20 protein-coding genes are annotated in these 19,882 nt (G+C 70.7%); 11 read left to right on the forward strand and 9 right to left on the reverse strand.

Features of this window, described 5'->3' with window-relative positions; genetic code table 11:
• Positions 1 to 43: 43 nt before the first annotated feature.
• Entirely contained in the window at positions 44 to 1,570 is a 1,527-nt protein-coding gene (locus ACFY1J_RS10120) for a S8 family serine peptidase (RefSeq protein WP_390711294.1), read from the reverse strand.
• 249 nt (positions 1,571 to 1,819) lie between these two features.
• Here ACFY1J_RS10120 and ACFY1J_RS10125 point away from each other — a divergent pair, with 249 nt between their 5' ends.
• The 3 genes from ACFY1J_RS10125 to moaA all read left to right on the forward strand — a co-directional run bounded on the left by ACFY1J_RS10125 (position 1,820) and on the right by moaA (position 4,943).
• On the forward strand, positions 1,820 to 2,176 hold the full coding sequence (locus tag ACFY1J_RS10125) for a DUF485 domain-containing protein (protein WP_390711293.1): 357 nt from the start codon (positions 1,820 to 1,822) through the stop codon (positions 2,174 to 2,176).
• Entirely contained in the window at positions 2,173 to 3,798 is a 1,626-nt protein-coding gene (locus ACFY1J_RS10130) for a cation acetate symporter (RefSeq protein WP_390711292.1), read from the forward strand. Before ACFY1J_RS10125 ends, ACFY1J_RS10130 begins: the two co-directional genes overlap by 4 nt.
• Positions 3,799 to 3,953: 155 nt before the next feature.
• Positions 3,954 to 4,943, forward strand: a complete 990-nt coding sequence (moaA, locus tag ACFY1J_RS10135) for a GTP 3',8-cyclase MoaA (protein ID WP_390731018.1) — start codon at positions 3,954 to 3,956, stop codon at positions 4,941 to 4,943.
• A 16-nt stretch (positions 4,944 to 4,959) separates the two neighbouring features.
• Here the strand turns inward: moaA and ACFY1J_RS10140 are convergent, their stop codons facing one another.
• Both ACFY1J_RS10140 and ACFY1J_RS10145 read right to left on the reverse strand, forming a co-directional pair.
• Complete coding sequence (locus ACFY1J_RS10140) at positions 4,960 to 5,172, reverse strand: hypothetical protein (RefSeq protein WP_390711290.1); 213 nt, start codon at positions 5,170 to 5,172, stop codon at positions 4,960 to 4,962.
• A gap of 242 nt (positions 5,173 to 5,414) precedes the next feature.
• Positions 5,415 to 5,813 carry a DUF3099 domain-containing protein gene (locus tag ACFY1J_RS10145; RefSeq protein ID WP_390711289.1) on the reverse strand — a complete coding sequence of 133 codons (399 nt, stop codon included), beginning with the start codon at positions 5,811 to 5,813 and terminating at the stop codon, positions 5,415 to 5,417.
• A 260-nt stretch (positions 5,814 to 6,073) separates the two neighbouring features.
• On the opposite strand from ACFY1J_RS10145, the gene ACFY1J_RS10150 reads away from it, so the two are divergent.
• Entirely contained in the window at positions 6,074 to 6,355 is a 282-nt protein-coding gene (locus tag ACFY1J_RS10150) for a GlsB/YeaQ/YmgE family stress response membrane protein (protein ID WP_390711288.1), read from the forward strand.
• Between the two features lie 72 nt (positions 6,356 to 6,427).
• Here ACFY1J_RS10150 and tyrS read toward each other — a convergent pair whose 3' ends face one another.
• From tyrS to ACFY1J_RS10165, 3 genes are all read right to left on the reverse strand, one after another.
• Positions 6,428 to 7,696, reverse strand: coding sequence for a tyrosine--tRNA ligase (gene tyrS / locus ACFY1J_RS10155; RefSeq protein ID WP_390711287.1), 1,269 nt, complete (start codon positions 7,694 to 7,696; stop codon positions 6,428 to 6,430).
• A gap of 66 nt (positions 7,697 to 7,762) precedes the next feature.
• Positions 7,763 to 9,166 carry a metallopeptidase TldD-related protein gene (locus ACFY1J_RS10160; protein ID WP_390731019.1) on the reverse strand — a complete coding sequence of 468 codons (1,404 nt, stop codon included), beginning with the start codon at positions 9,164 to 9,166 and terminating at the stop codon, positions 7,763 to 7,765.
• Complete coding sequence (locus ACFY1J_RS10165; protein ID WP_390731020.1) at positions 9,163 to 10,686, reverse strand: TldD/PmbA family protein; 1,524 nt, start codon at positions 10,684 to 10,686, stop codon at positions 9,163 to 9,165. Before ACFY1J_RS10165 ends, ACFY1J_RS10160 begins: the two co-directional genes overlap by 4 nt.
• 461 nt (positions 10,687 to 11,147) lie before the next feature.
• Between ACFY1J_RS10165 and fabG the strand changes: the two genes are divergently transcribed.
• From fabG to ACFY1J_RS10180, 3 genes are all read left to right on the forward strand, one after another.
• Complete coding sequence (fabG, locus tag ACFY1J_RS10170) at positions 11,148 to 11,867, forward strand: 3-oxoacyl-[acyl-carrier-protein] reductase (protein WP_390711275.1); 720 nt, start codon at positions 11,148 to 11,150, stop codon at positions 11,865 to 11,867.
• 5 nt (positions 11,868 to 11,872) lie between these two features.
• Complete coding sequence (gene fabI, locus ACFY1J_RS10175) at positions 11,873 to 12,640, forward strand: enoyl-ACP reductase FabI (protein WP_390711274.1); 768 nt, start codon at positions 11,873 to 11,875, stop codon at positions 12,638 to 12,640.
• Between the two features lie 182 nt (positions 12,641 to 12,822).
• On the forward strand, positions 12,823 to 13,173 hold the full coding sequence (locus ACFY1J_RS10180; protein WP_363297399.1) for a hypothetical protein: 351 nt from the start codon (positions 12,823 to 12,825) through the stop codon (positions 13,171 to 13,173).
• Here the strand turns inward: ACFY1J_RS10180 and ACFY1J_RS10185 are convergent.
• Positions 13,151 to 13,843, reverse strand: a complete 693-nt coding sequence (locus ACFY1J_RS10185; RefSeq protein ID WP_390711273.1) for a FadR/GntR family transcriptional regulator — start codon at positions 13,841 to 13,843, stop codon at positions 13,151 to 13,153. The two genes, ACFY1J_RS10180 and ACFY1J_RS10185, sit on opposite strands and share 23 nt — an antisense overlap.
• A gap of 70 nt (positions 13,844 to 13,913) precedes the next feature.
• Between ACFY1J_RS10185 and ACFY1J_RS10190 the strand changes: the two genes are divergently transcribed.
• The 4 genes from ACFY1J_RS10190 to ACFY1J_RS10205 all read left to right on the forward strand — a co-directional run bounded on the left by ACFY1J_RS10190 (position 13,914) and on the right by ACFY1J_RS10205 (position 16,406).
• Entirely contained in the window at positions 13,914 to 15,242 is a 1,329-nt protein-coding gene (locus ACFY1J_RS10190) for a CynX/NimT family MFS transporter (protein WP_390711272.1), read from the forward strand.
• Between the two features lie 75 nt (positions 15,243 to 15,317).
• Positions 15,318 to 15,434: an SGM_5486 family transporter-associated protein gene (locus tag ACFY1J_RS10195; protein ID WP_363297403.1), complete on the forward strand. Its 117-nt coding sequence runs from the start codon at positions 15,318 to 15,320 to the stop codon at positions 15,432 to 15,434.
• Between the two features lie 169 nt (positions 15,435 to 15,603).
• Positions 15,604 to 15,810, forward strand: a complete 207-nt coding sequence (locus ACFY1J_RS10200; protein ID WP_390711271.1) for a hypothetical protein — start codon at positions 15,604 to 15,606, stop codon at positions 15,808 to 15,810.
• Between the two features lie 77 nt (positions 15,811 to 15,887).
• Positions 15,888 to 16,406: a SixA phosphatase family protein gene (locus ACFY1J_RS10205; protein WP_390711270.1), complete on the forward strand. Its 519-nt coding sequence runs from the start codon at positions 15,888 to 15,890 to the stop codon at positions 16,404 to 16,406.
• Between the two features lie 81 nt (positions 16,407 to 16,487).
• Here ACFY1J_RS10205 and serB read toward each other — a convergent pair whose 3' ends face one another.
• Entirely contained in the window at positions 16,488 to 17,696 is a 1,209-nt protein-coding gene (serB, locus tag ACFY1J_RS10210) for a phosphoserine phosphatase SerB (protein ID WP_390711269.1), read from the reverse strand.
• A gap of 148 nt (positions 17,697 to 17,844) precedes the next feature.
• A complete protein-coding gene (locus ACFY1J_RS10215) occupies positions 17,845 to 19,704 on the reverse strand; it encodes a streptophobe family protein (protein ID WP_390731021.1) in 1,860 nt (619 codons plus the stop codon).
• Positions 19,705 to 19,882: the final 178 nt, after the last annotated feature.

Here is a 19,882-nt window from a genome sequence, read left to right on the forward strand (position 1 = left end):
GCGGTACGAGTGGTGCCGTGCGGGAAGTCCTGCGCGCCGGGCCCTACTTGACCGCGCGCAGCGCGTTGACCACGCCGAACCCGTAGAAACCGTTGACCCGCTTGCCGCCGACGCAGGTGGCGTCCACGACCCCGTCGCCGTTACCGTCGTACGGGTCGGTCGGGCAGCCCGGGTTGTCCGCCTCCGCCTTGAGAAGGGCCTGCAACTGGGCCGGGGAGGCGTACGGGTGGGTGGACTTCAGCAGCGCGGCCACGGCGGCCACGTGCGGGGAGGCCATCGAGGTGCCCTGGAGGAAGCCGTACTGGTTGTTGGGCAGCGTGGACAGGATTCGGCCGTTCTTCGACGGCGTGTCCGGGATCTGGTACTTGTCGCCGCCCGGTCCCGCGACGTCGACGACGCCCTTGCCGTAGCTGGAGTAGTACGACTTGGTGCCCTTGACGCCCACCGCGCTCACGGTGACCACACCGGGCAGCTGGGTCGGCACGTCGAAGCACTCGTGCGGGTCGACCGTCCGGGTCGTGGCGGTCGAGTCGTCGGGGCTGGAGTCGTCGACGAGGGCGTCCGAGTCGAGGTCGTCGTTGGAGTTGCCCGCCGAGGCGACATTGAGCGTGCCCTTGTGCTGGGCGTACATCTGGGCCCTGTTGACCGCGTCGACGATGGCACGTTGATCGGGGTCGTCCATGCAGTTGTACAGCCACGGGTCAACGTAGTAGCTGTTGTTGGTGATCTCCACGCCGTGGTCGGCGGCGAACACGAAGGCACAGACGACGCTCTCCGGGTAGAACAGCTGCGTCGAGTCGGGCTGGGCGACGGTGATGCTCGCGACCTTCACCCCGGGGGCGACACCCGCGACGCCGATGCCGTTGCGGGCCGCGGCTATCTCGCCCGCCACATGCGTGCCGTGGTAGTGGTCGGCGTCCACCGGCCGCCAGGCGCCGTACGTCGTGTCGGCCTTGCCGCTCACACAGTTCGCCGACTGGGACGGCGAGAAGTTCGGGGCGATGTCCGGGTGGGTGTCGTCGACACCGGTGTCGATGATGCCGACAGTGACGTTCCTGCTGCCGGGGTTGATCGTGGCCGCCTTGTCGGCGCCTATCGCCCGCAGGTCCCACTGGTCGGCCTCAAGGGGCTCCTCGCCGGCCGTCGAGGTCTGCGCGACCTTCGCGGCCTCCGCCTTCGACAGGACCTGCACCGCGCCCTCGTCGGTCGTCCCCGCCGCGCTCAGCGGCGCGGTACGGGTGGCACCGGCCGACTGCACCCCGCGCACGGCGCGCATCTGCTTGCCGAAGTCCGGGTTCGCGGAGTGGACGACGATCACGCCGATCCTGTCGTACGTCGCGACGACGGTGCCGCCGTTCGCGGCTATCGCCTTCTGCACCGCCCCGATCGTCCCGTGGTCCGTCCGGGTGTTGACCACGTACGCGAGACGGGAGCCGTCCGCCGCCTGGGACGCCCCGGCCGTCGACGGGGCCGCCGAGGCCGCCGACGGCAGAAAGCCCAGCGAGGCGGTCAGCGACAGCACGACCGGCACGGCGAGAGCGAGCCGGCGTCTGGAGCGCAGATGAGCCATGGGATCTCCACATCATCCTGAAACGAAAACCGCCCGGGCACAGGTGGTGCTCGGGCGGGTACATGACGGGTGGTGCAGGGTGAAGCTATCTCCCTGTCTCATCGGCCAGCAATGACTTGGTCAAGATGAGTTCTGAAAGAACTCATAGGACTTGAACCGGTCCTCGCGTGGCGCCGTGGACCTTCGACAGGGAGCACGAGCACGATCGGACTCCCCCCGTCGCACCCACCCGCAGCACGAGGAGAATCCGTGGCCACCGAGACACCGCCCCCCTCGAAAGCGCAAGCCCAACTCCCCTCCAGCGAGGAGTTCGCCGACGTGCAGCAGAGCGCGGAGTTCGGTGATCTGCGCCGCTCCTACCGCTCCTTCGCCTTCCCGCTGACCGTCGCCTTCATTGCCTGGTACCTGCTCTACGTCCTGCTCTCCAACTACGCGGACGGCTTCATGGGCACCAAGGTGGCCGGCAACATCAACGTGGCCCTGGTCCTGGGCCTCGCCCAGTTCCTCACCACGTTCCTCATCGCCTGGTGGTACGCGCGCCACGCCGCCGCGAAGCTCGACCCCAAGGCAGCGGCCATCAAGTCCCGGATGGAGGGCGGCGCATGAGCATCGCGCAGCAGAGCGTGCTGGCGGCCGGCGAGGCCAGTGAGCACCGGCCGCTGATCATCACCCTGTTCGCGGTGTTCGTCGCCGCGACCCTGGTCATCACCGTCTGGGCGGGCCGGCAGACCAAGGACGCCGCCGACTTCTACGCGGGCGGACGGCAGTTCACCGGCTTCCAGAACGGCCTCGCCGTCTCCGGCGACTACATGTCCGCCGCGTCCTTCCTCGGCATCGCGGGCGCCATCGCCCTCTTCGGCTACGACGGCTTCCTGTACTCCATCGGCTTCCTCGTCGCCTGGCTCGTCGCCCTGCTCCTGGTCGCCGAGCCGCTGCGGAACTCGGGCCGCTACACGATGGGCGACGTCCTCGCCTACCGGATGCGCCAGCGCCCGGTCCGTACGGCGGCCGGCACGTCCACCATCGTCGTGTCCATCTTCTATCTGCTGGCCCAGATGGCGGGCGCGGGTGTCCTGGTCTCCCTGCTGCTGGGCATCACCAGCGACGGCGGCAAGATCGGCATCGTCGCCCTGGTCGGCGTGCTGATGATCGTGTACGTGACCATCGGCGGCATGAAGGGCACCACCTGGGTCCAGATGGTCAAGGCCGTGCTGCTGATCGTCGGCGCCATCCTGCTGACCTTCCTGGTCCTGCTGAAGTTTCACTTCAACGTCTCCGATCTGCTCGGCAAGGCGGCCGACAACAGCGGCAAGAGCGCCGCGTTCCTGGAGCCCGGCCTGAAGTACGGCGCGACCGGCACCACCAAGCTGGACTTCCTCTCGCTCGGCATCGCCCTGGTCCTGGGCACCGCGGGCCTGCCGCACATCCTGATTCGCTTCTACACCGTGCCCACCGCCAAGGCCGCCCGTAAGTCGGTCATCTGGGCGATCGGCCTCATCGGCGCCTTCTATCTGATGACCCTCGCCCTCGGCTTCGGCGCGGCCGCGCTGATCAAACCGGACGAGATCATCGCCTCCAACAAGGCGGGCAACACGGCGGCCCCGCTGCTGGCCCTGCACCTGGGCGGGGTGGACTCCAGCTGGGGCGCCATCCTGCTCGCCACCATCTCGGCGGTCGCCTTCGCCACGATCCTCGCGGTCGTCGCGGGCCTGACCCTGGCCTCGTCCTCCTCGTTCGCCCACGACATCTACGCCAATGTCATCAAGAAGGGGCAGGCCAGCGAGAAGCAGGAGGTCAACGCGGCCCGGTACGCCACCGTCGGCATCGGCGCCGTCTCGATCCTGCTCGGCGCCCTGGCCCGCGACCTGAACGTGGCCGGCCTGGTCGCCCTCGCCTTCGCGGTCGCCGCCTCCGCCAACCTGCCGACGATCCTCTACAGCCTCTTCTGGAAGAGGTTCACCACGTCAGGCGCCCTGTGGTCGATCTACGGCGGCCTGGTCACCGCCGTCGGACTCGTCCTGTTCTCGCCGGTCGTCTCCGGCAAGCCCACGTCGATGTTCCCGGACGTGGACTTCCACTGGTTCCCGCTGGAGAACCCGGGCATCATCTCGATCCCGGTCGGTTTCCTGCTCGGCGTCGTCGGCACCCTCCTGTCGAAGGAGGCGCCGGACCCCGAGAAGTACGCGGAGTTGGAGGTGCGGTCCCTGACGGGCACCGGGGCACACTGAGCGCACCGCACGCACGGCCGCGTCGAGGGCATCGTAGGGTCCTACGACGCGGCCGTGTCGCGCCTGGGGGTATCGCGCCTCGGCCTGTGTCAGTGGTGTCACGTAGGCTCGCAGGTGACGGAAGACGACTGATGCGGATCCGGGAGGGGGCCCACGTGCTCATCGACACCTACGGCCGAGTGGCCACCGACCTGAGGGTCTCGCTGACCGACCGGTGCAATCTGCGCTGCACCTACTGCATGCCCGAGGAGGGCCTGCAGTGGCTGGCCAAGCCCGACCTGCTCACGGACGACGAGATCGTCCGCCTGATCGACATCGCGGTCCGCGCGCTGGGTATCAAGGAGGTCCGCTTCACCGGCGGCGAACCCCTGCTGCGCCCCGGACTGGTCGGCATCGTCGAGCGCGTCGCCGCGCTGGAACCGCGCCCCAAGACGTCCCTCACCACCAACGGCATCGGCCTGAAGCGCACCGCCGGCGCCCTGAAAGCGGCGGGCCTGGACCGGGTCAACGTCTCTCTCGACACCCTCCGCCCGGACGTCTTCAAGGCGCTCTCCCGCCGCGACCGCCACCAGGACGTCATCGAGGGCCTGGAGGCCGCCCGCGAGGCGGACCTCACCCCGGTGAAGATCAACACGGTCCTGATGCCGGGCCTGAACGACGACGAGGCCCCGGACCTCCTGGCCTGGGCGATGGAGCACGCCTACGAGCTGCGCTTCATCGAGCAGATGCCCCTGGACGCCCAGCACGGCTGGAAGCGCGAGGGCATGGTGACGGCCTCGGACATCCTGGCCTCCCTGCGCACCCGCTTCGAGCTGACGCCCGAAGGCCAGGGGGAGCGGGGCTCGGCCCCGGCCGAACGCTGGCTGGTCGACGGCGGCCCGTACCGCGTCGGCGTCATCGCCTCCGTCACCCGCCCGTTCTGCGCCGCGTGCGACCGCACCCGGCTGACGGCCGACGGCCAGATACGGACGTGCCTGTTCGCCACGGAGGAGACGGACCTGCGCGCGGCCCTGCGCTCCGACGCCCCCGACGAGGAGATCGCCCGCATCTGGCGCCTGGCGATGTGGGGCAAGAAGGCCGGATCCGGCCTGGACGACCCGACGTTCCTCCAGCCGGACCGCCCGATGTCGGCGATCGGGGGCTAGACCGGGCTAGACCGGGCTAGACCGACGATTCCCACTCGGTCAGCAGGACGACGTCCTTCAGGAACCCCCGCATCCCGAGGAACTGCGACAGATGCTCCCGGTGCTCCTCGCAAGCCAGCCATGTCTTGCGGCGGTCCGGGGTGTGGATCTTCGGGTTGTTCCACGCCAGCACCCACACGGCGTCGGTGCGGCAGCCCTTGGCGGAGCAGATCGGGGTCTCGTCACTCACGGCGTCGTCTCACAGGGAATGGCGGAAAAGCGCTGTAGGAAAAGCGCTGTGGAAAAGGCGACGCCGAGCAGCCACGGGGGGAGCTGCCCGGCGTCGGTCCGTCGCTCCGACGGGGGATGCGGAGCGCGTACGCAGTATGTCATGGGTCACCCGTCGCCCGGCACTGGAACTGCATGATTGATCTGAGCTTTTCTTGAGCTTGGTGCGGGGTCGCATTCCGTTTACCCCGCGCCGAGCAGCCGTCACGCCGGATCGGCCCGCTGCTCGTGGACCCCCGGTGCCGGATCGGTCAGCACATCCTCCGGGACGGGTTCCGCCTGTGTGTCCTCGGCCCGGGTAGGGGCGATCATCGGCCGCGTCGGTCCGGCCACAAACGTCGAAGGGAGGGACTGCGGCCGTTCCCGGCCCGCGTTGGCGATCACCACGGCGACATAGGGGAGGAGCGCCCCCAGAACCAACGCCACGATCGCGACGTGCCGTTCGACGTTCCAGAGCGTCGCCGCGAGGATCACCGAGATGGTGCGGACCGTCATCGAGATGATGTACCGACGCTGTCGGCCGCGCACGTCCTCGGCCAGGCCCGTCCGGGCTCCGGTGATCCGGAACACCTGGGCGTTGCCTCCGCCGTGCTGCTTCCGCATCACATTCCACCATCCGCCCGCATCGGACCCTCCCCGGCCCACAGCCATTCCCCGCACGGTCGGGAAACCGGGCCGGGCCGTCATCAACGTTACGCCGCGCCTGCGCAGCCTTCGAGACCGGGTCGCCTCCTGCCTGGGCGAACGTCCTGCGCAGTGCGGCGTACGGCCGTAATCCGTCCGGCCGTACCCGACATGCGCCGTACGGCCGACGGGCCGAGACTGACCGTAGTGCTCACGTCGATCCGTACGAGGAGGCAGCCATGGGCTGGTTGTGGGCGATCATCGTCGGATTCGTGCTGGGTCTGATTGCCAAGGCGATCATCCCCGGAAAGCAGCACAGCCCCCTCTGGCTGGTCACGATCTTCGGCATCCTGGGCGCCGTCGCCGGCAACGCGATCGCCGCGGCGTTCGGCGTCGCGCAGACCCCGGGCATCGACTGGACCCGGCACCTCTTCCAGCTCGTCGCCGCGATCATCATCGTCGCCCTCGGCGACATGGCGTACATGGCGCTGTGGGGCAACAAGAAACAGCAGCGGGTCTGACGGCGGACCCGGCACCGGCACCGGCACACGAAAGGGCGGCTCCCCATTCGGGAAGCCGCCCTTCTCCGTGTCTCAGGCGCCCGTGACCTCGACCGCGGCCAGGTTCTTCTTGCCGCGGCGCAGCACCAGCCAGCGGCCGTGCAGCAGATCCTTCTTGGCGGGGACCGCGTCCTCGGCGGTGACCTTGGCGTTGTTCACGTAGGCACCGCCCTCCTTGACCGTGCGGCGCGCGGCCGACTTGCTGGCCACCAGGCCGACCTCGGCGAACAGGTCCACGACCGGGCCCAGCTCGGTGACCTGGATGTTCGGCAGCTCGGACAGGGCCGCGGCCAGCGTCTTGGCGTCGAGGTCCGCCAGCTCGCCCTGACCGAACAGGGCCTTGGACGCGGCGACCACGGCGGCCGTCTGGTCGGCACCGTGCACCAGCGTCGTCAGCTCCTCGGCCAGCGCACGCTGCGCGGCCCGCGCCTGCGGACGCTCCTCGGTCAGCTGCTCCAGCTCCTCGATCTCCGTACGGGACTTGAAGCTGAAGATGCGCAGGAACTTCGACACGTCCCGGTCGTCCGCGTTCAGCCAGAACTGGTAGAAGGCGTACGGCGTGGTGAGCTCCGGGTCGAGCCAGACCGTGCCGGACTCCGTCTTGCCGAACTTGGTGCCGTCCGCCTTGGTGATCAGCGGCGTGGCCAGCGCGTGCACCGGGACGTGCGGCTCGACCTTGTGGATCAGGTCGGCGCCCGCCGTGAGGTTGCCCCACTGGTCGCTGCCACCGGTCTGCAGCGTGCAGCCGTACCTCCGGTACAGCTCCAGGAAGTCCATGCCCTGCAGGATCTGGTAGCTGAACTCGGTGTAGCTGATGCCCGCGTCGGAGTGCAGCCGCCGGGAGACGGCCTCCTTCGAGATCATCTTGTTGACCCGGAAGTGCTTGCCGATGTCGCGCAGGAAGTCGATGGCCGACAGCCCCTGGGTCCAGTCCAGGTTGTTGACCATCGTCGCGGCGCTGGGTCCGTCGAAGTCCAGGAACTTCTCGATCTGGCCGCGCAGCCGCGCCACCCAGCCCGCCACCACCTCGGGGTCGTTCAGCGTCCGCTCCGCCGTCGGCTTCGGGTCGCCGATCAGCCCCGTGGCACCGCCGACCAGGCCCAGCGGGCGGTTGCCCGCCCGCTGGATCCGGCGCATCGTCAGGATCTGCACGAGGTTGCCGAGGTGCAGGCTGGGCGCGGTCGGGTCGAAGCCGCAATAGAACGTGACGGGACCGTCCGCGAACGCCTTGCGCAATGCGTCCTCGTCCGTGGAGAGGGCGATCAGCCCCCGCCACTTCAGCTCGTCGACGATGTCCGTCACGGTTCTCGTGTCTCCTTGGTGGTCCTCGGGCAGCCGGGTGACAGCCGACTGCGAATGCCTACGAGGTTATACGCCCTGACTGACAGAGCTCATATTGAAGTCCGGCACCCGCAGCGCGGGCATCGCGGCCCTGGTGAACCAGTCGCTCCACTCCCGGGGCAGCGTCTTTTCCGTGCGCCCGGCCTCGGTCGCCCGCCCCAGCAGGTCCACCGGGGACTCGTTGAACCGGAAGTTGTTCGCCGCGCCGGTCACCTCGCCGTTCTCGACGAGATAGACGCCGTCCCGGGTCAGGCCCGTCAGCAGCAGCGTCGCCGGATCGACCTCGCGGATGTACCACAGGCAGGTCAGCAGCAGCCCGCGCTCGGTCGCCGCGACCATCTCCTCCAGGGAGCGGTCCTCGCCCCCGTCCAGGATCAGGTTGCCGCCCGCCGGGGCCACCGGCAGCCCGGTCAGACCCGCGCTGTGCCGGGTGGTCGTCAGATGCTTCAGCTCCCCGTTCCCCACCCAGTCGATGCCGCCCGTCGGCAGCCCGTTGTCGAACACCGACTGATCGCCACCGGAGGAGTGCGCGACGACGAACGGCGCGGACTCCAGACCCGGCTCGTTCGGGTCGCTGCGCAGGGTCAGCGGCAGGTCGGTCAGCTTCTCGCCCAGGCGGGTGCCACCGCCCGGCTTGGAGAACACCGTGCGCCCCTCGGCCGCGTCCCGGCCCGACGCCGACCACAGCTGGTAGATCAGCAGGTCGGCCACGGCGGTCGGCGGGAGCAGCGTCTCGTAGCGGCCCGCGGGCAGTTCCACGCGCCGCTCGGCCCAGCCGAGGCGTACGGCCAGCTCGGCGTCGAGTGCGCCCGGGTCGACGTCCTTGAAGTCCCGCGTGGAGCGCCCCGCCCACGCCGAGCGCGTACGGTCCGGGGACTTGGCGTTGAGCTCCAGCGTGCCGTTGGGCTGGTCGTGCCGCAGCCGCAGGCCCGTGGACGTGCCGAGGTAGGTCGACACGAGCTCGTGGTTGGCGAAGCCGTACAGCTCACGGTCGCCCGCACGCGCGCGTGCGAAGGCCTCGCCGAGCGCGGGGGCGAAGTCCGCGAACACGCCCGAGGAGGTCTCGGCCGGCCCGTCCGTGAAGTCCGGCGACTCGGGTACGTCCGTGACCAGCGGCTGCGCGTCCTCGGCGGGCCCGGCGCCACGCGCGGCGGCCTCGGCGGCCCGGACCAGCGGCTCCAGGTCCTCCGCGGTCACGGCCGAGCGGGAGACGACACCGGAGGCCGTGCCCTCCTTGCCGTCCACGGTCGCCACGATGGTGAGGGTGCGCCCGCGCGTGACGCCGTTGGTGGTCAGCGCGTTGCCGGCCCAGCGCAGATTCGCGGTCGAGTGCTCGTCGGCGATGACGACGCAGCCGTCCGCCCGGGACAGCTCCAGAGCGCGCTCGACGATCTCGTGCGGCTTGTACGCCTTGCTGCTGCCCGCGCTCATCGACCGGCCTCCTGGGTGGTGTTGAGGATGTTGACGCCCTTGAAGAGGGCGGAGGGGCACCCGTGCGACACGGCGGCCACCTGGCCCGGCTGTGCCTTGCCGCAGTTGAAGGCACCGCCCAGGACATAGGTCTGCGGGCCGCCGACGGCCGCCATGGAGCCCCAGAAGTCGGTGGTCGTCGCCTGGTAGGCGACGTCCCGCAGCTGACCGGTGATCCGCCCGTTCTCGATCCTGAAGAAGCGCTGCCCGGTGAACTGGAAGTTGTAGCGCTGCATGTCGATGGACCAGGACCGGTCCCCGACGACATAGATGCCCCGGTCGACACCCCCGATGAGGTCCTCCGTGGACATCCCCGCCGGATCCGGCTGGAGCGACACATTGGCCATGCGCTGCACGGGCACATGCCCGGGGGAGTCGGCGAACGCGCACCCGTTGGACCGGTCGAACCCGGTCAGCTTCGCGATCCTGCGGTCCAGCTGGTAGCCGACGAGCGTGCCGTCCTTCACCAGGTCCCAGGACTGTGCCTCGACGCCCTCGTCGTCGTACCCGACCGTCGCGAGGCCGTGTTCGGCGGTGCGGTCACCGGTGACGTTCATCAGGTCGGAGCCGTACCGGAGCTTGCCGAGCTGGTCGAAGGTGGCGAAGGAGGTGCCGGCGTACGCGGCCTCGTAGCCGAGCGCCCGGTCCAGCTCGGTCGCGTGGCCGATGGACTCGTGGATGGTCAGCCACAGATTGGACGGGTCGACGACCAGGTCGTACAGGCCCGCCTGCACGCTCGGCGCGCGCATCTTCTCCGCGAGCAGCTCCGGGATCTGCTCCAGTTCGCTCTCCCAGTCCCAGCCGGTCCCGGTGAGGTACTCCCAGCCGCGTCCGACCGGCGGCGCGATGGTCCGCATCGAGTCGAACTCGCCGCTCGACTCGTCGACCGAGACCGCCGTCAGCTGCGGATGCAGCCGCACCCGCTGCTGCGTGGTGACGGTCCCCGCGGTGTCGGCGTAGAACTTGTTCTCGTGCACGGTGAGCAGCGACGCGTCGACGTGATCGACGCCGTTCGCCGCGAGCAGACGCGAGCTCCAGTCCGTCAGCAGCGCCGACTTCTCCTCGTCGGGCACCGAGAACGGGTCGATCTCGTACGAGGAGACCCACGTCCTGTCGGCGTGCACCGGCTCGTCGGCGAGCTCGACCTGCTCGTCGGAGCCGGCCGCCCGGATCACCTGGGCGGAGAGCTTCGCCATCGCGACGGCCTGCGAGGCGACCTTGGCGGCGGCGTCGAGGGTCAGATCCACGCCCGACGCGAAGCCCCAGGTGCCGCCGTGCACGACCCGCACGGCGTACCCGAGGTCGGTGGTGTCCGACGAGCCGGCGGGCTTTGCGTCCCTGAACCGCCAGGACGCGCTGCGTACCCGCTCGAACCGGAAGTCCGCGTGCTCGGCCCCGAGCGCACGCGCGCGTGCGAGCGCGGCGTCGGCCAGGGCGCGTAGGGGTAGCGCCAGAAATGTCGGATCGATTCCGTGGGCCACAGGAGGCTCCCCCAAGTCGATGAGTTCTCTTCTGTTCAAGCGGATGTCTTACGAGGTGGACGCGCCGCAGTGAAGTATGTCGCGCGGCCGTGACGGGGCCGTAGTGGATATCCGCGCGGCGCTGCGCCGAGCCGCCCCGCAACTCCCGCGCGCTCCTACCTCAGAGTGATCACGAGGTGGCATTATGACGCCCGCGCGCGGGCGGGGGAGTGACATTCGCGCCTGACTGCGGACGCCCGGCGGGCCGGGCATGCGCGATGCGCCCCCTTCATCGATCCATCGGCCTCGCCCAGGCGCGCCGCCGCCCGGTCGAAACTGTAGGGATCCGACAGCGACGCCCCCACGCCACTGTCGGTGCCCGCTTCACCACCGGAGGCCCCGTACCGATAGGTTTTCGATGAAGCCGCCTGTCATCAAGCTGTTCGGGCGGTGTGCCAGACCGCTATCGAAAGGGTGATCCGTTGAGCCGCTCGGTTCTCGTCACCGGAGGCAACCGGGGCATCGGCCTCGCCATCGCCCGCGCATTCGCCGACGCCGGCGACAAGGTCGCGATCACGTACCGCTCGGGTGAGCCGCCGGCCGCCCTGACGGACCTGGGCTGCCTCGCCGTCAGGTGCGACATCACCGACGCCGAGCAGGTGGAGCAGGCCTACAAGGAGATCGAGGCCCAGCACGGCCCCGTCGAGGTCCTCATCGCCAACGCCGGCATCACCAAGGACCAGCTCCTGATGCGTATGACCGAGGAGGACTTCACCTCGGTCATAGACACCAACCTCACCGGCACCTTCCGCGTGGTGAAGCGCGCCAACCGCGGCATGCTGCGCGCCAAGAAGGGCCGTGTCGTCCTCATCTCGTCGGTCGTTGCGCTCTTGGGCGGCCCCGGCCAGGCGAACTACGCCGCGTCCAAGGCAGGACTCGTCGGCTTCGCGCGCTCCCTCGCCCGCGAGCTGGGCTCGCGCAACATCACGTTCAACGTCGTCACGCCCGGCTTCGTCGACACCGACATGACCAAGGCGCTCACCGACGAGCAGCGCGCCACGATCATGGGGCAGGTGCCGCTCGGCCGGTACGCCCAGCCGGAGGAGATCGCCGCAACGGTGCGGTTCCTCGCCTCGGACGACGCCTCGTACATCACTGGAGCCGTCATCCCTGTTGACGGCGGACTGGGAATGGGTCACTGATCACCATGAGCGGAATTCTCGAGGGCAAGCGCGTCCTGATCACCGGTGTGCTGATGGAGTCCTCCATCGCCTTCCACACCGCCAAGCTGGCCCAGGAGCAGGGTGCCGAGATCATCCTGACCGCGTTCCCGCGGCCCACGCTCACCGAGCGCATCGCCAAGAAGCTCCCCAAGCCCACCAAGGTCATCGAGCTCGACGTCACCAACGACGAGCACCTCGCGCGCCTGGCCGACGTGGTCGGCGAGGAGCTCGGCGGCCTCGACGGCGTCGTGCACTCCATCGGCTTCGCCCCGCAGGACGCGCTCGGCGGCAACTTCCTCAACACGCCGTTCGAGTCGGTCGCCACGGCCATGCACGTCTCGGCGTTCTCCCTGAAGTCGCTGACCATGGCCTGCCTGCCGCTGATGCAGAACGGCGGCTCGGTCGTCGGCCTCACCTTCGACGCCCAGTACGCCTGGCCGCAGTACGACTGGATGGGCCCGGCCAAGGCCGCCCTGGAGGCCACCAGCCGCTACATGGCGCGCGACCTGGGCAAGCAGAACATCCGCTGCAACCTCATCTCCGCGGGCCCGATCGGCTCCATGGCCGCCAAGTCCATCCCCGGCTTCGCGGAGCTCGCGGCCGTGTGGGACAACCGCGCGCCCCTGGAGTGGGACCTCAAGGACCCGGAGCCGGCCGGCCGCGGTGTCGTCGCCCTGCTGAGCGACTGGTTCCCGAAGACCACCGGCGAGATCATCCACGTGGACGGCGGTCTGCACGCCGTCGGCGCCTGACCGGCACCGCCGAGGCCCGAGCCGGGACCGGGGCCCGCACCCTTCGGGGGTGCGGGCCCCGGTCCGTGCGCGCGTCACCCGTTCGGCTCACCGGCCGGGCGCGGACGTGCGGCAACTGCGCACTCTGGAGTGCGAGTCCACCTCGCTGAGTCCCTCCCCAGCACGGCCGAGGAGGTCCCCTTGTGCGCCTGTCCCACAGCCTGGCCTCACTGACCGTCGCCGTCGCTCTCGTGCTGTCCCTGCCGTACGAGGCGATGCCGCACGCACGCGTGAAGGACAAGAGACCCCCGGCCCCGTCGCTGTTCGGGTCGGAGTGCCGTACGACCGTCCGCGGCTCCCATGTCGTGGCCTACTGCCACAACCCCTATGTCGACACCGATCGCGTGAGCCTGCACATAGAGTGCGCCCGCTGGTGGGACCTCGACACCGACGGCGACCCGGTCGACACCGGGCCCGCGCTGACCGTACGGCTCTCCGGCCGGTGCTGGAAGGAAGTCGGCTCGGTGTGGATCAGTCACCAGAAGGCGGGCTGAACCGCCCCGGACGGCACAGGAACGGGTAGCTCGCGGCCTCCTCCGCGGCCTCCTCCGCGTCGCCCGTCCGGATCGCGTCGACGAGCCGGGCGTGGTCCATGTGCGTCTCGGGCGTCAGCACCTCGCCGACGTCCGCGCGCAGCCAGTCCCGCAGCACCTCGCCCAGGTCGGCGTACATCGCGGTCATGACCTCGTTGTGGGAGGCGGCCACCACCGCCAGATGGAACGTCGCGTCCGCCGCCACGAAGGCCTCCGCGTCACCCGACGCCCAGACCTCCTCGCGCCGCACGAGGAGCGCGTCGAGCTGCTTGAGGTCCTTCTCGGTGCGCCGCTCGGCGGCCAGCTTCGCCGCCGCCGACTCCAGCGTGGAGCGCAGCTCGGCGATGTGCCGCGGGTCGGCGCCGGAGAAGCGGCGCTGCATGACGCCCGCCAGCTCGCTGGTGGCGACCACATAGGTGCCGGAGCCCTGGCGGATGTCCAGGAGGCCGTTGTGCGCCAGCGCCCGGACGGCCTCGCGGACCGTGTTGCGGGCGACACCGAGCTGCTCGACCAGCTCCGGCTCGGTCGGGATGCGCGAGCCGACCGGCCATTCGCCCGAGGTGATCTGGTTCCGCAGTTCGGCGATGACCTGCTCGGAGAGCGCCGAGCGGCGGGGGTGGCTCAGGGGCATGGCACACCTTCGCACGAGAGGGCCGGGAGGAGACGGCCCGGGGATGGACAACCAATCATCCCATGATTCTATGATGGACCTCATGGTGAGCGAGGAAACCCGGACGAGGACGTCGACAACCGAATGCACCACCGCCCCGGGCGCCGAACGCGCCGCGGCCCCGGACGCCGACGGCACCCCGGCCCCCGCCACGCGCGCGTGGGCGACACGGCTGCTCGTCGTCGGCATCGTGCTCGCGGCGCTCAACCTCCGCCCCGCCATCACCAGCCTCGGCGCGCTCCTCGAAGAGGTCCGCGACGGGCTGGGCATGAGCGGCAGCGTGGCCGGGCTCCTCACCTCGGTGCCCCCGCTCTGCTTCGCCGTCTTCGGCGTCATGGCACCCCGTCTCGCGCGCCGCTTCGGACCGGCCGCCGTGGTGTGCGCCGGCATGGTCGCCATCACGACGGGCCTGCTCATACGGCCCTACGCCGGGTCGACGGCCGGATTCCTGGCCGCCAGCGCGCTCACCCTCATGGGCATCGCGGTCAGCAACGTCCTGATGCCGGTCATCGTCAAGCGCTGGTTCCCGGACCGGGTGGGCTCCATGACGGGCCTGTACTCGATGGCCCTCGCCCTCGGCACCTCGGCCGCCGCCGCGGTGACCGTGCCGATGACCGACGCGCTCGGCGGCTGGCAACCGGGGCTCGCCGTGTGGGCGGTGCTCGCCGCGGCGGCGGCCCTGCCCTGGGTCGCGCTGGTACGGCACCGGGAGGCGGCGCCCGTACCCGAGGAGCCGGTACGGGAGGCACGCGCGCGTGCGGAGCAGCCGCCCGCGCTGCGGATCACCCGGAGCCGTACGGCCCGGGCGCTCGCCGTCTTCTTCGGGCTCCAGGCCACCGCCGCCTACATCACGATGGGCTGGATGCCGCAGATCTTCCGTGACGCGGGCGTCTCGTCGAGCACGGCGGGGGTGCTCCTCGCCGTCACGATGGTGATGGGCGTACCGCTGGCCTTCGTCATCCCCCGGCTCGCCACCCGGCTGCCCCACCAGGGGCCGATCGTGCTGGCCCTCGGCGGGTGCGGTCTGGCCGGCTACGCGGGCCTGTACTTCGCCCCGGCCGCCGGTGCCTGGGCCTGGGCCCTGCTGCTCGGCGTGTCCAACTGCGCCTTCCCGCTGGCCCTCACGATGGTCGGCATGCGGGCCAGGACCGGCGCGGGCGTCGCCCAGCTCTCCGCCTTCGCGCAGAGCACCGGCTATCTGATCTCCATCCCCGGGCCGCTGCTGGTCGGCGTGCTCTACGAGCACAGCGGCGGCTGGGGCCTGCCGATCGCCCTCATGGCCGGTCTGATGCTCCCGCAGATGGTGGTGGGCGTCCTGGCGGGCCGCGACCGGACCGTGGAGCAGGAAGCGGGGCGCTGAGTTCACCCGCTTGACTTCACCCGCCGAGCTCACCCCGGCAGTCCCGGAGGGGGAGGAGGGTGCGAGACTGGCCGCATGCCTGTGCTCGACCCGAACCCCCCGAACGGCCAGAAGAAGATGCTGATCATCTTCGGCTCGTTCCTCGTCATCTTCGTGCTCATCGCCATCGTCGCGACCATCGCGTCCCCCTGACCACAGCCTCCGTGCCCGATGGTGGTGCCAGCACCACCATCCCCTAGGGGGTGAGTGTCAGGGTCAAGTGGGTGGATCACCGGATGGGTTGGCGGCGGCGGATTCCGTAGTTTCGAGTTGTGCCCGCGGGACGCGGTCACGGACCACTCGCAGACCAGCGGAGGCGATCATGTCGGCCTGTACGCAGACCCGGCCCCACCCGGCGACCACGGGCGGCGTCGACATCCGGCTGCCCTGGTGGGCCCTCGCCCTGCCCGCGCTCGCCTTCGTCTCCCTGCTCCTGCTGATACTGAACCCGTCGGACGCCCACGCGGCCACCGGCGACCCCGCGGTCACCCACCTCGTCGAGCGTGTGCAGCAACTGATCGCGCGCTAGTTCCAGGCCGTCCCGCACTGCAAATCCGCATGTCAACTCCCTGCGCCGCATGGCCTGTTTCATGCGAAGCTGGGCCCATGAGCGTCGCAGAACCCCGCAGGATTGTCCTCTTCCGGCATGCGAAAGCCGACTGGCCACAGGTGACCGACCATGAGCGGCCCCTCGCTGAGCGGGGCCGCACGGACGCCGCAGTCGCCGGACGCAAGCTGACCGACACCGGAATCCCGTTCGATCTGGCCCTGTGCTCCACCGCGGTCCGTACCCGCGAAACCTGGAAGCTCGCCGTCCACGAGTTCCCGCACCGGCCGAAAACCGTCTACGAGGAGCGGCTCTACGAGGCCTCGCCCGGCGAGCTGATCGCCGTGCTCAACGAGGTCCCGGACGACGCCCAGAACGTGATCCTGATCGGTCACAACCCAGGGGTGCACGGCCTGGCCGAGATCCTGTCCGGCTCGTCCGACGACAGCGCCCGCGAACGGATGAACCGCCGCGGCTTCCCCGCCGCCGCCTTCGCCGTCGTGTCCTACAGCGGCTCCTGGAAGAGCCTGGAGCCGGGCGCCGGCGAGCTGACCGACTACTGGGCGCCGTCCGAGTGACCCCGCCGGTGTGACGGTACGCGTCGAGGGGCCCCGCACCGTGCTGGTGCGGGGCCCCTCGTCCGCGTCCGGTCCGGTGGCTCAGGCCTCGTCGTGCGTGTCCGCCGCCTCGACCTCTTCCCGGGTGACGCCCAGCAGATAGAGCACCGTGTCCAGGAAGGGGAAGTTCACCGCGGTGTGCGCGGCCTCGCGGACGACGGGCTTGGCGTTGAAGGCCACGCCCAGTCCGGCCGCGTTCAGCATGTCCAGGTCGTTGGCGCCGTCGCCGATCGCCACGGTCTGGGACAGCGGTACGCCCGCCTCGGCGGCGAACCGGCGCAGCAGCCGCGCCTTGCCCGCCCGGTCCACGATCTCGCCGGTGACCCTGCCGGTCAGCTTCCCGTCGACGATCTCCAGGGTGTTGGCCTGGGCGAAGTCCAGCCCGAGGCGCTCCTTCAGATCGTCCGTCACCTGGGTGAATCCGCCGGACACCACGCCCACTTGGTAGCCGAGCCGCTTGAGCGTACGGATCAGGGTGCGCGCACCCGGCGTCAGCCGCACCTCGCCGCGCACCTTCTGCACCACGGAGGCGTCCAGCCCCTCCAGCAGGGCCACGCGCGCGTGCAGCGACTGCTCGAAGTCCAGCTCTCCGCGCATCGCGGCCGCCGTGACCTCGGCGACCTTGTCCTCGCAGCCCGCGTGCGCGGCGAAGAGCTCGATCACCTCGTCCTGGATGAGGGTGGAGTCCACGTCCATGACCACCAGGCGCTGGGCCCGCCGGTGCAGCCCCGCCGACACGACCGCGATGTCGACGCCGAGCGCGCTCGCGTCGGACACCAGGGTGGTGCGCAGCGGCTCGGTCTCCACGCCGGACACCGCGAACTCGACCGCGGTCACCGGGTACTTGGCGAGCCGGAAGATACGGTCGATGTTGCCGCCGGCCTTGGCGATCCTGGCGGCGATGGCGGCGGTCGACTCGGCGGTGAGGGGGTGGCCGAGGACGGTCACCAGGGAGCGGCCGTGGCCGCGCGGGCGGTTGTCGCCGTGACCGGAGATGATCTCCGCCTGCATCTTCACCGACTCGGCCCAGCTGTGCACGGTGGCCCGGAGGTCGCCCTCCAGCCCGGCCGGCGGCTGGGTCACGAGCGCGCAGAGCACCAGCCGGCCGCGCGTGACGACCTGCTCGATGTCGACCACGTCGACCGAGTAGGCGGCAAGTGTGTCGAAGAGGCCGGCCGTGATGCCCGGCCTGTCCTTGCCGAAAATCTTGACGAGGAGGGTGGGGACCTCGGAGGTCTGCGAAGCGCTCATGGTGTATCCACCGTATCCGGCACCCAGTGCCTTCTGCCCATGTGGTCCGCCTAGCGGACAGGGAACAGTGGGTGACGGAGCAGTGTCGAGCGCCTTACTTCACGGGCACGAGCAGATCACCCGCCGCTCGTCGGCCCGGCCCCGCACATCAGCCATGCCCCTTCGGCCTCCTCGGCGAAGGCGGAGGTGGGGGCGGAGGCGGAGGTGGGGGCGGTGGACCGTCGTCGGAGGCGGACCCATTCGGGGGCCGATCGCCGGGGCGAGGCCCGGGGCGGTGCCGTGGTGGGCGCGGCGGCGGGTCGAACGGCCGCGCCATGGTGGGCGCGCCGTACACGTCGGCGGACGGCGGCGGAGCACCGTCGGGGAACCGGCCGCCGCCAGGAGCGGGTGGGGTGCGCGGACGGTTCCGCCCGGGTTCCCGCAGCTCGTCCGGCACCTGGAGATACGGGTTCGTGTCGGGGTTGGGCGGGCGGTACGGCGTACCGGGCACGTACGGGCCGGACTGTCCGGCGCCCACCGCATCGCCGCCCCCGGCGTGCTTCGGATACCCGGTGCCGTCCCCCGCGTCACCCAGTGCCAGTGGCGCCGCCCGTCGTCCCGCGGCGCCGGTGGCCCGGGCCAGCAGCGCTCCGGCCGCTCCGGCGCCCGCGCCCCAGAGGGCCCCGAGGAGCAGTGCCATGCCGAGTTGGCCGTGGAGTTCGATGCCGGCGCCGAACGCGTCGAAGCCGAGCACGGACAGCGAGGCGTCCACGGACGCCTCCGTCAGCCAGGCGAGCAGGGGCAGCGCCAGCGCGGTCGCGATCCCCAGCCGCAGCGCGCACCGCCCCGCGAGACCGAGGGCACCGGAACCGCGTACACCCGATCCCGCAGTCGCCGCGGCAGTACCGGCCCCCGCCTCCACCGGCGTGCGAACCGCCGTCAGCACGCCCGCGAGCAGCATCATCAGGGCCGCCGCCACCCCCAGCAGCCACACCCGCCCGTCCAGGTCCGCCAGCCGGCCCAGCGTCACCGGCCGGTCGGACTTCCCGCCCAGCAACTCGTCGAGGGGGTGGGGCAGCACCGTGACCAGTGCGCCGGTCGCCTTGCCGTCCCACGGCACGAACAGGCCGATGGGGATCCCGAGCCACACCCCGTTGGGCGCGCCCAGGAGTGCCGCGCCCGCGATGCGCCCCGGGTGGTCGTCGCCGATCGCCGCGTACGCCGCCGCCGCGAGCCCGGCGGCCACGGCCACGACCAGCACGGTGACCAGCGCCGAGACCGCGGGCCGTACGACCCGGTGCACGGCCTCCCAGCCGCGTGGCAGGGGAGTACGGCGCGAAGCCAGCAGGGCGATCAGGAGGATGCCGGCGGACCAGCCGAGTCCGCCCAGGAGGGTGGGCGCGGTGTCCACCGTGAAGCCCACCGCCGCCTTCGCGTCGACGAGGTCGCCGATGCGGTCGGGCAGCAGTCCGCCGATGTCCCCGAGCCCGGGGATGCTCAGCCCGCCGCCCTTGCCCCCACCGCCGCCCAGCCCGGGCAGCTTGTCGAGGCCGAGTGAACCACCGTCGATCGTGATGACGTCGTGCCCCGCCCAGGCCAGCCCGCCCAGCGTCGCCACGAACAGCGCGACCACCGCGCCCGCGCGCGCGAGGAGTTCGGCCGGTGCGATCACAACTCCGGCCGTGCGCAAGGACCGTAGGAACACCCACGACAGCAGCAGGGCGCCCACCAGGCTCACCCCGAGTGGCGTGATCTCGATGGCCGTGTGCGCCTCCGCGCCTTTCAGGCCGAAGGCGGACACATCGCCGGACGGCGTGACCGAACCACCCGCCCCGAGCGCCACAACAGCCGCCGTCATCGGGCCCAGTGAGCCCGCCGCGTCCGCCTGCAGAAGATGCAGGCCGAGCGCGGCCGTGCCCGCCATTCCCAGCAACGCCCAGCTCACCGTGGCGATCGCGGACAGCAGGACGTCTGCCCACGGCAGCCTCGCGCCGTGCCCAGCGGTCTCGACTTCCGTGGCAGAGCTCATGGCAGACCCCCCGATCCGCGGCGCGGCCGGCGGCCGCACGTGTCCCCCTCGCGTGGGATTACCACTCTCCGGGTCGGTTTCAACCCCGTCAACGGGAGTAGTTGAAGCGCTCGGCGCCGTTCATCACAAGGCCCGACTTTCGGTCAGAGGGCCGAGCCTGAAATAGTTCCCCACGATG

The sequence above is a fragment of the Streptomyces sp. NPDC001406 genome (assembly GCF_042895285.1).
Taxonomy (GTDB): Bacteria; Actinomycetota; Actinomycetes; order Streptomycetales; family Streptomycetaceae; genus Streptomyces.

What these genes read in the sequence shown, in the direction of transcription:
- ACFY1J_RS10150 (WP_390711288.1), top strand. Translation starts at nt 6,074, where the DNA reads ATGGGCTGGTTGTGGGCGATCATCGTCGGATTCGTGCTGGGTCTGATT.
- ACFY1J_RS10195 (WP_363297403.1), top strand. Translation starts at nt 15,318, where the DNA reads ATGCCTGTGCTCGACCCGAACCCCCCGAACGGCCAGAAGAAGATGCTG.
- serB (WP_390711269.1), bottom strand. Translation starts at nt 17,696, where the DNA reads ATGAGCGCTTCGCAGACCTCCGAGGTCCCCACCCTCCTCGTCAAGATT.
- ACFY1J_RS10190 (WP_390711272.1), top strand. Translation starts at nt 13,914, where the DNA reads ATGATGGACCTCATGGTGAGCGAGGAAACCCGGACGAGGACGTCGACA.
- ACFY1J_RS10215 (WP_390731021.1), bottom strand. Translation starts at nt 19,704, where the DNA reads ATGAGCTCTGCCACGGAAGTCGAGACCGCTGGGCACGGCGCGAGGCTG.
- ACFY1J_RS10205 (WP_390711270.1), top strand. Translation starts at nt 15,888, where the DNA reads ATGAGCGTCGCAGAACCCCGCAGGATTGTCCTCTTCCGGCATGCGAAA.
- ACFY1J_RS10160 (WP_390731019.1), bottom strand. Translation starts at nt 9,166, where the DNA reads ATGAGCGCGGGCAGCAGCAAGGCGTACAAGCCGCACGAGATCGTCGAG.
- ACFY1J_RS10120 (WP_390711294.1), bottom strand. Translation starts at nt 1,570, where the DNA reads ATGGCTCATCTGCGCTCCAGACGCCGGCTCGCTCTCGCCGTGCCGGTC.
- fabI (WP_390711274.1), top strand. Translation starts at nt 11,873, where the DNA reads ATGAGCGGAATTCTCGAGGGCAAGCGCGTCCTGATCACCGGTGTGCTG.
- ACFY1J_RS10185 (WP_390711273.1), bottom strand. Translation starts at nt 13,843, where the DNA reads ATGCCCCTGAGCCACCCCCGCCGCTCGGCGCTCTCCGAGCAGGTCATC.
- ACFY1J_RS10145 (WP_390711289.1), bottom strand. Translation starts at nt 5,813, where the DNA reads ATGCGGAAGCAGCACGGCGGAGGCAACGCCCAGGTGTTCCGGATCACC.
- ACFY1J_RS10200 (WP_390711271.1), top strand. Translation starts at nt 15,604, where the DNA reads ATGTCGGCCTGTACGCAGACCCGGCCCCACCCGGCGACCACGGGCGGC.
- ACFY1J_RS10130 (WP_390711292.1), top strand. Translation starts at nt 2,173, where the DNA reads ATGAGCATCGCGCAGCAGAGCGTGCTGGCGGCCGGCGAGGCCAGTGAG.